The 12,052-nt window shown below is 67.9% G+C and carries 11 protein-coding genes; 5 read left to right on the top strand and 6 right to left on the bottom strand.

The features are described 5' to 3' along the window. Positions 1-4: 4 nt before the first annotated feature. Positions 5-655, bottom strand: coding sequence for an RNA polymerase sigma factor (locus tag UAA55_RS11235; RefSeq protein ID WP_322952810.1), 651 nt, complete (start codon positions 653-655; stop codon positions 5-7). A gap of 483 nt (positions 656-1,138) precedes the next feature. Here UAA55_RS11235 and UAA55_RS11230 point away from each other — a divergent pair, with 483 nt between their 5' ends. Next, positions 1,139-1,987, top strand: a complete 849-nt coding sequence (locus UAA55_RS11230; RefSeq protein ID WP_322952808.1) for a hypothetical protein — start codon at positions 1,139-1,141, stop codon at positions 1,985-1,987. Between the two features lie 68 nt (positions 1,988-2,055). Beyond that, positions 2,056-2,862, top strand: a complete 807-nt coding sequence (locus UAA55_RS11225; protein WP_322952806.1) for an enoyl-CoA hydratase-related protein — start codon at positions 2,056-2,058, stop codon at positions 2,860-2,862. A 209-nt stretch (positions 2,863-3,071) separates the two neighbouring features. Here the strand turns inward: UAA55_RS11225 and UAA55_RS11220 are convergent, their stop codons facing one another. After that, positions 3,072-3,356 carry a hypothetical protein gene (locus UAA55_RS11220; RefSeq protein ID WP_322952804.1) on the bottom strand — a complete coding sequence of 95 codons (285 nt, stop codon included), beginning with the start codon at positions 3,354-3,356 and terminating at the stop codon, positions 3,072-3,074. Between the two features lie 341 nt (positions 3,357-3,697). Between UAA55_RS11220 and UAA55_RS11215 the strand changes: the two genes are divergently transcribed. Beyond that, positions 3,698-4,612, top strand: coding sequence for a hypothetical protein (locus UAA55_RS11215; protein ID WP_322952803.1), 915 nt, complete (start codon positions 3,698-3,700; stop codon positions 4,610-4,612). 137 nt (positions 4,613-4,749) lie between these two features. Here the strand turns inward: UAA55_RS11215 and UAA55_RS11210 are convergent, their stop codons facing one another. Then, positions 4,750-5,385 (bottom strand): FMN-binding negative transcriptional regulator, encoded by a 636-nt coding sequence (locus UAA55_RS11210; protein WP_322952802.1) that lies wholly within the window; start codon positions 5,383-5,385, stop codon positions 4,750-4,752. A 111-nt stretch (positions 5,386-5,496) separates the two neighbouring features. On the opposite strand from UAA55_RS11210, the gene pdxR reads away from it, so the two are divergent. Further along, positions 5,497-6,942: a MocR-like pyridoxine biosynthesis transcription factor PdxR gene (gene pdxR / locus UAA55_RS11205; protein WP_322952800.1), complete on the top strand. Its 1,446-nt coding sequence runs from the start codon at positions 5,497-5,499 to the stop codon at positions 6,940-6,942. Here pdxR and UAA55_RS11200 read toward each other — a convergent pair. After that, positions 6,939-7,481 (bottom strand): GNAT family N-acetyltransferase, encoded by a 543-nt coding sequence (locus UAA55_RS11200; RefSeq protein WP_322952799.1) that lies wholly within the window; start codon positions 7,479-7,481, stop codon positions 6,939-6,941. The genes pdxR and UAA55_RS11200 overlap by 4 nt on opposite strands. 92 nt (positions 7,482-7,573) lie before the next feature. Here UAA55_RS11200 and UAA55_RS11195 point away from each other — a divergent pair, with 92 nt between their 5' ends. Beyond that, complete coding sequence (locus UAA55_RS11195; protein WP_322952797.1) at positions 7,574-7,930, top strand: MmcQ/YjbR family DNA-binding protein; 357 nt, start codon at positions 7,574-7,576, stop codon at positions 7,928-7,930. Here the strand turns inward: UAA55_RS11195 and UAA55_RS11190 are convergent. Both UAA55_RS11190 and UAA55_RS11185 read right to left on the bottom strand, forming a co-directional pair. After that, positions 7,927-10,170, bottom strand: coding sequence for an EAL domain-containing response regulator (locus tag UAA55_RS11190; protein ID WP_322952795.1), 2,244 nt, complete (start codon positions 10,168-10,170; stop codon positions 7,927-7,929). The genes UAA55_RS11195 and UAA55_RS11190 overlap by 4 nt on opposite strands. Beyond that, on the bottom strand, positions 10,154-11,983 hold the full coding sequence (locus tag UAA55_RS11185) for a sensor histidine kinase (protein ID WP_322952794.1): 1,830 nt from the start codon (positions 11,981-11,983) through the stop codon (positions 10,154-10,156). Before UAA55_RS11185 ends, UAA55_RS11190 begins: the two co-directional genes overlap by 17 nt. Between the last annotated feature and the right edge of the window lie 69 nt (positions 11,984-12,052).

Genomic DNA, 12,052 nt, shown 5'->3' with positions numbered 1-12,052 from the left:
TCCATCATCGCGGCCCTCCCGTCCGTGAGCGTCGACCGTCCTGGGCATCGGATGGTGCCAGGGGTGCCAAGGTGGCCCGCAAGGCGCGCCGCGCCCGCACCAACAGGGTTTCCAGCGCGCCGACGCTCACCTCCATGGCGGCGGCGGCTTCGGCATTGCTTAAACCCGCATCATAGCACAAGGAAATGGCCGCCCGCTGCCGTTCGGGCAGATCGTCGACCGCCCGAGCAACAAGCCGGCCCAGTTCCGACTGCTCCACCAGGGAGACAGCGTCCAGCGATGGGTCTACCGGCTCGGGTACGTTCTCCAGCGCGTCGTGCACCGGCCGGCGCTTGCGGTCCAGGCACAGGTTCACGGTGATTCGATAAAACCAAGTGGAGAAGCGGGCCTCGGCTGGACGGAAACGCTCGGCGTGCTGCCACAGGCGCATGAAGGCTTCCTGGGCCACATCCTCGGCGTCGACCGCCCCGCCCAGGACGCGGCGCGCCAGCGTAACCGTCCGGTCCAGGTGCCGGTCCGTCAGCACGCGGAAAGCCTGCGCATCGCCTTGGGCGACCCGGCCGACCAGGTATTCATCACTGCTGGTGGCCAGACTCTGGCCATCGCTCCGCTGCACTGGGTCGCCTTTGCCGTCCCGGGTGAAGGGCAGCCCCACCAGGCTTCCCACCCGCGTAGTTAGACCAATCGCGGTCCGGACGCCAGAGAGGCCATAGGCGTAGCCGTCACCGTCCGGCGAGGACATGGCCGTAGCGGTTGAGCTGCGGGAAGGGGAGGACGGGGGCATGGGCCAATGCATCCCTTGGGTCTTTGCCTGGTTAGGTTGTGCGCCTGGGGCGGGCGGTCGGAGAATCAAGTGAGGCGCCACCTGAAAAGTCGCCTACGCCTGCGCCATGAACTTGGCTATGGTACGGCAGGCCATCCGCCAACCCTGCGCCATCTAGGGGTGCGGCGGATTGGACGGGTAGGGTCAAGGTCATTTTCTTGGGACCGCTCGCGGAAGTAGCGCACGCTATTAGTTAATCAATGTGACCAGATATGATACCGTTCCCGCGTGGGGAGATTACCGCGCAAAGCGTCGCGGGCGGGTGAGGTGAAGGCCGGACGGGAACGGGGCGGTGCAGGCAGACGGACTGCTGTCATGAGCTTGGCGGAGCGGGAACGGAAGACCAAAGGCGTCGTCTTCGGACGCAGCCTCAACCACCGGCCGGAACCGGTGGCGGGGGAAAGCGTGGCATCGCCCTTGCGCCTGACGGATGTGGAATATTTCACCTTGCCGCAGAAATCCTGGCGCGATCAGTTCCGCCTGTTCCTGCAGGCCAGCGGCCTCTCCACCATCCCCATGATGACCCGCTTGCGCTGGCAGGCGCATGACACGATCGAGTGGCTGCAGGCGTCCCTGTTGGGCAAGGGCCGGGCCAAGCGCGTCGCCATCACTCATCCTGTGCAGTTGTTGACCGCCATGGAATTCCTGATGGGCCTGCCGCCGGACCTGGACGTCGAACGGCGCATGATCCAGACCCTGGTGGGCCGCGCGCTGATCGATTATCGCAAGCGCATCAGCCAGGAACGGGAAAAGCCGCTGCTGTTCGCCCGTGAGGCTTCCAACTACTTTTACGCGGGCTTCAAGGACCAGCAGCTGATCTCCAAGGTTTCCGCTCCCAGTGAGCAGTTCTTTATCGTGCAACGTATTTATAATAATTATTACTACTTTAGATTGTTTTACATCTGCTCCATCATTTCGCGGGAGCCGGCGGAAGGGGCGAACAAGCTGTTCTCCAAGTTCATGCGCTCATCCTTCTTCCTGTCGACAGTACAGGATGACGGCACGCTGGCGGCGAAGCCCTCATACCGCTCCCTGCCGCCCAAGGACCACGTGGTCTACCTGGCCAAACGCGACAACGCCTTGCAGGCGCGGCTGCGTGAGGATTTGGGCCTGCGCACGGAACTGCAATCCGTTCTGCGCTATTTCCGTCCATTGCGGGGTTAAGGCGTTGCCCTGACCGGCCGGTCCCGGCCACTATGCCCCGCTGTCGGGTTCAGCACCGGGTGGACGGTATGGAAGAGCGGATTCCGGGCTTCAGCCTGGCGGTGAAGGAGGGTGTGGCCACCCTGACTGTGGACCGGCAGGACAAGCACAACGCGCTGTCGCTGGAGATGTGGCTGGCCTTGCCCGGCCTCATGCGCGCGGTGGCAATGGATCCCGAGGTCCGGGTGGTGGTGCTGACCGGTGCCGGTGGCAGCGCGTTTTCCGCCGGGGCCGACATCGCCGAGTTCGCGGCGCTGTTCGCGACGCCGGAGGGTACCGCCCGCTTCAACGCCGCGGTGCGATCCGGCAACCTGGCGCTGGAGCGCTGTCCCAAGCCCACCATCGCCATGGTGCGGGGCTTGTGCGTGGGGGGTGGCTGCGGTCTGGCACTGCACTGCGATTTGCGTTTCGCCGGGGCCGGTGCCCGGTTCGGCATCACTCCGGCCAAGCTGGGATTCGTCTATCCGTTCGAAGATACGCGACGGCTGGTCGACCATGTTGGGCCCGCCCGGGCCAGGGATTTGCTATTCAGTGGCCGGTTGATCCGGGCGGAGGAGGCGCTAGCCATCGGTCTGGTGGACCGGGTGGTGGAAGATGCCGCGCTGGCGGACGCGGTGGGCGAGTACGCGGCCACCCTGTGCGGTCTGTCGCAGTTCTCCATCCAGGCGGCCAAACGCGTGATCCAGGCTATCCAGGATGGCGCCACGGCCATCACCGATGCCGGCGTCGCCACTTTCCTGGAAGAGGCCACGCGCAATATCGATTTCGAAGAGGGGCGCGAGGCCTTCCTGGCCAAGCGCCGGCCCATCTTCACCTGGCGGGGCTGGGGCCGCTGACGGTGGCGGTCAAGGGCGGCAGGTCGCGATCGGGGTGGGACCGGCGGCTTCTTGCCGGCGCCCCATCAGGTTGACCGCGATCATGCGCGCGAGGTGGTCGCGCGGCAGTGGTGCCCCCCCTAGTCCACGTCGGCGCCCACCGCCAAGTTCCTGGCTACGGCGTGGCCACCGCAGGCGATGATGGAAAAGGCGGCCATACCGCACGGGTGTCAGCGCACCAGGACGCAGGTTCGTCCCTGGCAACGGACATAGACCGCCAGGTCCTTCCCGTTCTGGCAGGTGATCTTGTAGACGATGTCGGGATTGTTGCCGACAAAACGCTGCACCGCCTCCACCTTGTTGGGTTTGCAGTTGGCCTCCAAGGCCACGGACTTGGCCTCGGCCTCCGACTCCGCCGCCAGCGCCGCGCCGGCCGCGCCCAGCAGGACACCGGCAAGCAGCAGGCCGGTCAGTCGTGTCACGTGCCGTGGAAAGGCGTGGGGCAGGGGCCGCATGGTTGTCCATCCTGGAATGAGTTCCGATCCTACCACCGCTGGTCGGTCAGGGTCACTGGGTGAGGGTCCTGCCGCCAAGCCAGTGGCGGCAGCGTCTATACACTAAAGACCGGTCCGCTTTATTGCTTCGGGGTACCCGAACGCCGCAGACGTGGATGCTTTTATCACAAATGTGACCGTATCTACCCACATTGCGTAAGATGAAACTCATCTGAAATACATACGTCTACGGAAGAAGCCTATATTGACGGAAAAGTCATGATCATGAGGAACATAGGCTCCAATACCGTACGCCGGGGCAGGCCGGCCGCGGGACATATTTCCGAGAGGGCGTTATGGGCATGCAGACGACCCGGAGTTCCGGCCTGACGCTGGACGAATACCGGCAAATGGAAAAGTCCCTGCTGGCCACGGCCAAGGGCCGGGACTTTTTCTATGAGGTTCAGCGCCGCGCCCGCTCGGTGGAGGCCGATGAGCTTCGCCGCACCGTTGCCAGTGTCCAACGATTGGTCGCGGCCTCCCGCACCGACGCGGCGCCGGCCTCGAACAGCGGCCAGTTGGGCAATCCGGAAATCGCCTTCCTGAAGGCGGAGGTGGAGGCCATGGCCAATACCATCCGCCTGGTGAAGCGTGAGATCGCGGCCATCAAGCCCAGCGATCCCAAGGCCGACCGCATCAGCGCCGCCACCTCGGAACTGGACGCCATCGTCACCGCGACGGAAGAGGCGACCAACCGCATCCTCACCACCGTGGAGCGCATGACCGGTGCCCTGCGTCGCTTGCGCCCCGGCCGCCTGGTCGACGGCCAGTTGCTGACGGCGCTGGAGAACGCCTGCATGGACGTGATGATGGCCTGTTCATTCCAGGACATTTGCGGCCAGCGCACCGCCAAGGTCGTGAACACCCTGAGTTATATCGAGGAGCGGGTGGGGGTGATCACCGGCCTGTGGCGCACCCTGCCGCAAGCCTCCACCACGCCCGCCATGCCGCCGGCGGACGCCCCGCGCGAGGTGCTGCTGCCCTACAAGCATGACGACGCCCGGCCCGATGCCCATCTGCTGCACGGCCCTGCCCTGCAGGCGCCGTCACAGACCGCCATCGATGCCCTGTTCAGCGCCGCTTCACCGGCGCAACCAGTGGCCGCGCGGCCGGCCGCGCCGGTGAAGGACGTGGTCATCCCCAGCACCACCGGCCTGTCGGCGGACGCGTTGCGCACCCAACAGGAAATCGACGCCCTGTTCGAAGGAGCGCACTGATTCGAGGGGGCGGCTGGCCCATTCTCGAGCGGGACCAATTGACGCGGCTGCTCCACCCGTTCGTCTTCTTCTCCGGTCGCTGAGTGCTCTATTTCGGCCACGCGGCCGAAAAACCTGTCGAGCACGTCCGGCAACAGTCAGATGGATGCGCCGCCCTCCCGCACCCGGGCGGCGACGTCGGCGGCCCCATCCCGGGCCAGTCCTTCGGCCGTGCCGTGACGGTCGGCGGCGGGGCGGTTCTGGCTCATCTTCCATTTGCCTTCCAGGCTGGTGAGGGCCAGGCGAAAGCCCACGATGCCGCGCAGCTGCGCCTGGATGAAATCGGCGGGCGCGTCGCTGACGGTCCAGGGCGCCGCACGGTTCTCCTCATGCCGGTGGGTCAGGCCGCCCACCAGGTCCAACAAGGCGTCAGCGTCCTCGAAGAAGGTGATGGGCCCCCTGGCGTGGATGGTGGCGTAGTTCCAAGTGGGCACCACCTTCCCCGTCTCCGCTTTGGTGGCGTACCAGGACGGGGTGATGTAGGCGTCCGGCCCCATGAAGATGGCCAGCGCCGGGCTGCCCGCCGGCGTCTCCCGCCATTGCGGGTTGCCCTTGGCGAAATGGCCATACAGCGTGCCGTACGGCCCCTCGTCCGCGCGCAGCAGCAGGGGCAGGGGGCTGGCTTGCGGCATCCCGTCCGCCGCCACCGTCACCAGGTTGGCCAAGCCGATGGCCGCCATGGCCTGGTGCAACACGGGCAGGCGGTCTTCCTTGAAATGGGGCGGACGGTACATGGGAGCGGGCTTTCCGGTGGAACAAGAGGAAAATAGTCTCCCGCCAAACTGGATCGCTCCATAGCGCCAGTTTCCACATTCTGATAAGTCCAGTATGGACGCGCTCCGGTATTGGAGATCCCCCTGCCCACGCCCGCCATCGCCCCTTTGTGGAACAGCCTGATGCTGGACCGGCAGGCGCCCACCTCGCTGCAGGACCAAATCGTCGCCTATTTTCGCGCCGCCGCCTTGTCGGGCCGCCTGCCCGCCGGCACGCGGCTGCCCTCCAGCCGTGAACTGGCGCGCGATCAGGGCCTGGCCCGCATCACGGTCGTCCAGGCCTATGACAGGCTGGTGGCGGAAGGCTATGTGGCCGCCCGTGCCGGCGCCGGCATGTATGTGGCGGACGATGTGGCCGCCGCCGCCACGCCGCGACCGGTCGCCAGCGGCACGATCGACGCCCCCGCCATGCCGCAGCCCGAGGTTCCTTTGCCTTTGACGGCTGGCATCCCCGCCTTGGACCGGTTCCCCTGGGCGGATTGGGCCAAGGCGGGGGCGGCGGCGCAGCGGGGCGGGCCGGCGGGCCTGTTGGCCTATGGCGACCCTGGTGGCGCGATGGAATTGCGGGCCGCCATCGCCAACTATGTGGCGGTCGCGCGCGGCATCACCTGCACCCCCGACCAAGTCATCGTCATCAGCGGCGCCCAGCAGGGCATCGATCTGGTGGCCCGCACCCTGCTGTGTCCCGGCGATGCCGTCTGGTTTGAGGAACCGGGCTATGTCGCTGGCCGGTCGGCGCTGGCGGCGGCGGGGCTGCAGGTCGTGCCCGTGCCAGTGGATGGCGACGGCATGGATGTGGCCATCGGCCTCGCCACCCGGCCCGACGCCCGGCTGGCCCTGGTCGCCCCGACCCACCAATATCCCCTGGGCGCCACGCTCAGTCTGGGACGCCGCCTGGCGCTGCTGGATTGGGCGGAGGGTGCTGGCGCCTGGGTGGTGGAGGATGACTACGATGGCGAGTACCGCTATGGCGGCCGGCCGCTGACGCCACTGCACACCTTGGATGGCGGGCGGCGGGTCCTGTACCTGGGCACCTTCAGCAAGGTTTTGGCCCCGGGCCTGCGCCTGGGCTATCTGATCGTGCCGCCGGCGCTGGTCGGGCGCTTCACCGACGCCAAGTGGATGCAGGACCGGGGGGCGCCGGCACTGACGCAGCAGACCCTGGCCCGCTTCATCACCCAGGGCCGCCTGGCCGCCCACGTGCGGCGCATGCGCCCGCTCTATCGCGCCCGGCGCCAGGCCTTGCTGGCCGCCCTGGCCGATCATGCGGCCGATGTACTGGACGCGGCCGGCAATCCGGATGCCGGCTTGCACCTGGTGGCACGGCTGCGGGCTCCGGGGGACGACGGAGCCATCGCCCAAATTGTCCTGGCGCGGGGGGTGAAAGCGGCGCCCCTGTCCGCCTACTATCACGGCGGTGCGCCCGCCGGCGGTTTCGTCCTGGGTTTCGCCGGCACGGTGGAGGCCGCCATGGACCCGGCCGTCCGCATTCTGGCGACGGCGATCCGCCGGGGCTAAGCCGCCAGTTCCTTGCGCATGGGCACGAAGGCGATGGTCTGGCCGTTGGGCAGGGGGTGGAACACCTCGCCCGTGGGCTGGAAGCCCAGGGCGCGGTAGAGCGGCACGCCCGGCAGGGTGCCCATCAATTCAAGCGCCTGAAAGCCCGCCGCCCGAGCCTCCGTCTCGCAGGCCTGCAGCAGGGCACGGCCAATGCCCTGGCGGGCGCGCTCGGGATGGACGAAGAAGGCGCGGATGCGCGCGGGGTCGCGGGCCGGGTCCAGCATCTGCGGGCTGCGGTCGGGGCGAGCGTCGCCGCCGAACAGGGTCATGCGCCGGCTCCATCCGCCGCAGCCGACGAACAGGCCGTTCGCCTCCTCCGCCACGAAATAGGTCTGGTCACGGATCAGGTCGCTGTCCACGCCGAAAGCGCCGGCCAGCGCGCCCTCCACCACCTCGGGCGTGTAGTGGTCCCCGCTGAGACCCCGGGCGGAGGCCTGGATCAGGGCCTGCAATGCCGGCTTGTCCGCCAGCGTCGCCTTGCGCAAAGTGTAGGCCACGGGTGTCCCCCTTTCATCATCCATCACCGCCTTAAGCCGTTGATGATACACTGGCTTCACCGCCTGTCCCGTCGCTTTGGGGAATTGCCGCCATGACGCCGGATGATTTTCGACGCATCGCTCTGTCACTGGCCGGGGTGGAGGAAGGCGCGCACATGGGCCACGCCGACTTTCGCGTGGGCAACCGCATCTTCGCCACGCTTGATCAAAACATGGGGGATCCCGGCCTCGGGCGCGGCATGGTCAAGCTGGCGGTGGAGGAGCAGGAGATGCGGGTGGCCGCGGCCCCGGCCATCTTCCAACCGGTTCCCGGCGGCTGGGGACGCGGTGGCGCCACCCATGTCCATCTAGATGTGAGCGATGAGGCCACGCTGACCGGTGCCTTGACGGCGGCCTGGCGGCTGGCGGTGGCCCTGGGGCCGACGCGGGCCAGGAAGAAGAAACCTTAATCCTTCGCCGGCGGCGCGTCCTGTTTCAGCCACCAGGTGGCCAACCCCTCGGCCGGCAGGCCGGGGCTGTAGAGGAAGCCCTGGGCCACGGGCACGCCCAGGGCGCGCAGGCGCTCGGCCTGGTCCTCCGTCTCCACGCCTTCGGCCACCACCTTGGCATCGATGACGGCCGCCACCTGGATGATGGCACGCACCAGCATGTCGGACTTGGCATCCTGGTTCATGCCCTGGACGAAACGGCGATCCACCTTCACCGTGGTGGCCGGCAGGCGGTTCAGGTAGCTCAAGGAGGAATAGCCGGTGCCGAAATCGTCCAACGCCACGCCGAAGCCCCGGTCACGCAGGCCCTGGATGTGGTCGAAGGTGCGTTCGTCATCGCCGACGAAGACCGATTCGGTGATCTCCATCTCGATGCCCTCGGCCGTGGCCTCCTGCGCCATCAGCACGCCGTCGATGCCCTGTAGGAAATCCGCCTGCTGCACCTGCAGGGCGCAGACGTTGACCGCCACCGGGATGTCCAACCCCTCGGCTCGCCAGGCGCGGCGCTGGCGGATGGCCATCTCCAGCACCTGCAGGCCCATGGGCAGCACCAGGCCGCTGGCCTCCGCCAAATCCAGGAACTGGGCCGGCATCAGCAGGCCGTGGCGGGGCGATTGCCAGCGCACCAGCGCCTCCACCCCCACCGGCCGGCCGGTCATGAGGTCCAGCTTGGGTTGGTAGTGCAGCACCAGTTCGCGGTTGCGCAGGGCGGCACGGAATTCGGCGAGCAGCGCCAGGCCGGCAAGGTTGCGCCGCTCCAGTTCCGGATTGAAGGGGATCAGCCGGCCGCGGGACCGCAGCTTGGCGTCCTTCAGGGCCAGGGAAGCCTGTTGCACCAGCAGGTCGCCGGTCGTGCGGCCGTCATCGCCGCTGTCGACGGTGGCCGTGAACGTGCAGCCGCTGGTGGCCGACAGGCTGGCGTGGCGGCCGGCGATGTCGAAGCCGGTCTCGAACGCCACCTCCAGCCGGCTTTCCAGCAGGGCCAGCGACAGATCCCCCTGCGCCGGCGCCGGCAGGGCCAGGGCGAAGCGGTCGCCACCGAAGCGGCTGACCGTCACGGCTTCGGGGAAGTTGGCCACCAGGCGGTGGCCCACGGCGCGCAGCAGGGCGTCCGCCACCTGGAAGCCCAGGCGGGCGTTGATGAAATGGAATTGGTCGATATCCAGCAGGATCACCACCAGGTTCTGTCCTGCCGCCGCCCGGTCAAGGGCGGCGATGAAGCCGGCGCGGTTGGGCAGGGCGGTCAGCGGGTCGGTGAAGGCGACGGACCGCAGATGCTCGAACAGGGTGGCGGTCTCGAAGCCCAGGGCCACGTTGATGGTGAACAGGCGCAGCAGGTCGCGCTTCTGCTCATCCACCGGCGTGGGGGTGGACATGTAGATCGCCGCCGGATGGGCGCTGCCGGACTGCAGGTACAGGATGTCGCCGCCCCGGCTCTTGAACCCCTCGCGTCGCGAAAACGCCTCCAGCAGGGCGGCCTCGATCTCCATATTGCCGAGGCTGGCCAAGGGCTTGCGGATATGGGCGGCGAAGCGGCCGGCGGCCGCGACGATGACGGGGCCGTCCACCGTGCCCTGGGCGCATAGCAACCCCTCCGGCTCTATGCCCATTTGGGCCGCCAGCTGGATCAGCACGCCGGCGCTGAACTCGTTCAGGCTGCGCTCGCTGAACAGGTCGGCCGACGCCTTGATCACCTGCTCCAGGCCCCGGCGGTGGCGGTCCAGCGCCACGATCTGCTCATATGACCGCAGCGCGGTGATGATGCTGGAGGCCAGGCGAGTGACCGTCAGCTCGGTCTTGGCCTTGTAGTCGTTGATGTCGTACTGGCGGATGACCTCAAGTTCCGGGGCATAGCCCGGCTGGCCGGTGCGCAGCACGATGCGCACCTGGTCGTTGCGCAGCTCCTCCCGGATACGGCGCACCAGGTCCAGGCCGGCGCGCTCATCCTCCATGACCACGTCCAGCAGTACGACGGCGATGTCCGGCGTGCCGGCCAGATATTCGAACGCTTCCCAGGCGGTGTAGCAGCTGTCCAACGTCAGCGGGCGCCCCCGGAAATCCATGCCCTCCAGCGCCAGGCGGGTGGCCAGGTGCACCTGCTCGTCATCGTCGACGACCAGGATGCGCCAGCCGGGCCCGCTCTGTCGGGCGGTCCCGCGATCGTCCTCGATATGGATCAGGGCTTCAGCCGGGTTCGCCATCAACCGGCCCTCCTGTGGTGGAGGATTGGGCGTCGGGGAAGGGCCGTCCCAACGCGCCGGTCCGGGTGGCGGGCGTGGTATTCAGGTCCTCAGCGGCGTGCGGCGCTATCAGGGGCACGGTCAGCGTCACGGTCGTCCCCTCGCCAGGCGTGGAGAGCACGGTGATGGCCCCGCCCAGGATGCCGGTGACGATGTTGTAGACGATATGCATGCCCAGGCCTGATCCCCCCTGGCCCATCTTGGTGGTGAAAAACGGCTCAAACAAGCGTCGCCGCACATCTTCGCCCATCCCGGCACCATTGTCCTGCACGCGCAGGGTTACGTCGCGGGCGTTGCGGCTGGCCTCGATGCGTAGCAGCTGGCCGGTGGCGTGGCGTTCCCGCGCCGGCAAGGCGGCGTCGAAGGCGTGCAACTCGGCGTTCTGGATCAGGTTGGTCAGCACTTGGCCCAGGGGGCCGGGATAGCTGTCCAGATCTATGCCGTCAGGGATGGCAGTCTCCACCCTGAAGGAAGCGCGGCGTAGCATGGGCCCCAGTGTGGTCAAGGTGTCGGACACCATTTCGCCGAGGTTGAACTGGCGGCGCTGGGAACTGGCGCGGTCGACCGCCACCTGCTTGAAATGCTGCACCAGGGTGGTGGCACGGTCCAGGTTGCGCTCCAGCAGGTCGGTGCTATCGCGCGCCACCCGGGCGAACCGGTCCACCGTGCTCTGCCGCAGCTGCCCCGCCTCGATGGCGGCCAGGAAGCGCTTAGTCTCCAGCGCCAGGGTGCTGCTGGCGCTGACGGCCACCCCCAGGGGGGAATTCACCTCATGCGCCACGCCCGCGACCAGGGCCCCCAGGGCGGCCAGCTTCTCCGACTCCACCAGCTGGTCCTGCAGCTGGCGCAGCGTGGCGAGGTTGGTCTCTGCTTCCGTCTTGGCCGCGGACAGGGATTGCGCCTCATCGGTTCGGGCGGCGATCAGCCGGTCGCGCTCCGCGCTTTTGTCACGCAGCACGGCCAGGGCCGCCGCCAGGCCGGCGATCTCATCCCGCCGGTCGGTGCAGGGCAGGGGGTGGTCGTAGCGGCCCTGGGCGAAGGCGCCGGTGGCCTGGGTCATGGCCCGGATCGGGGCGGCGATGGTGCGGATGGCCAGCAGCGCCAGCGCGGCGCCTGCCGCCACGGCCAGCCCGATGGCTGACCACAGCAGCACCCGCGTGGCCTGGTAGATGCCATTGCCCTCGCGGGCCGTGGCCCGGCCCTGGTTCACGTTGAAGGCAAGGTCGCGCAGGATGGCGTCGGTCGCCTGGGCGTCGGCGTCGCGCAGCGGTCCGTTATAGAGGGCGATGGCCCCATCCCGGTTCTTCTCCCGCAGCAGATCCCGCAGCCGCATCTGATATTGCTGCGCGGCGGCCCAGGCCTGGTCGAAGGCGTGCAGGTATTGCTCGTCCTCGGTGCTCATCACGATGTATTGCTGATAATCGCGGCGCGCGATCTCCACATCCTGGTTGCGTTGGTCCAGCGCCTCCAGGTTTCGGTCCAGGTCGGCGTCGGGGGCGAACAGCAGCCGCGCCTCCGCCAGGCGGTGGCTTTTGATGGCCGAGATCATCTGGCCGTTCACGGCCGTGCTGGGCAGCCAGTTGTCGCGGATGGCGGCGGCCTTGTCGTTCAGCGCGCCCAGGCGCTCCATGGCAATTCCGCCCACCAGCGCCACGCCCAGGGTCAGCAGGCCGAAGGCCAGCAGCAGGCGCAACCGCACGGTCAGGCCGCCGGCGGTGCGCGCGATCCGGTTGGTCAAGTCGGCGGGGGGTAGGAGCGGGGCGGTGCCGGTCATGCCCGCCGTTCCCATTTCAAGCGACCGGGGGCTGGAGGACTGTGCCATGAGCCATGCTTCCGCTTGCAA

The organism is Nitrospirillum guanabarense (assembly GCF_034653355.1).
In the GTDB taxonomy this organism is placed as follows: domain Bacteria; phylum Pseudomonadota; class Alphaproteobacteria; order Azospirillales; family Azospirillaceae; genus Nitrospirillum.
The sequence above is the reverse complement of the archived record's forward strand: the minus strand, read 5'-3'. Positions and strand labels throughout refer to the sequence as shown.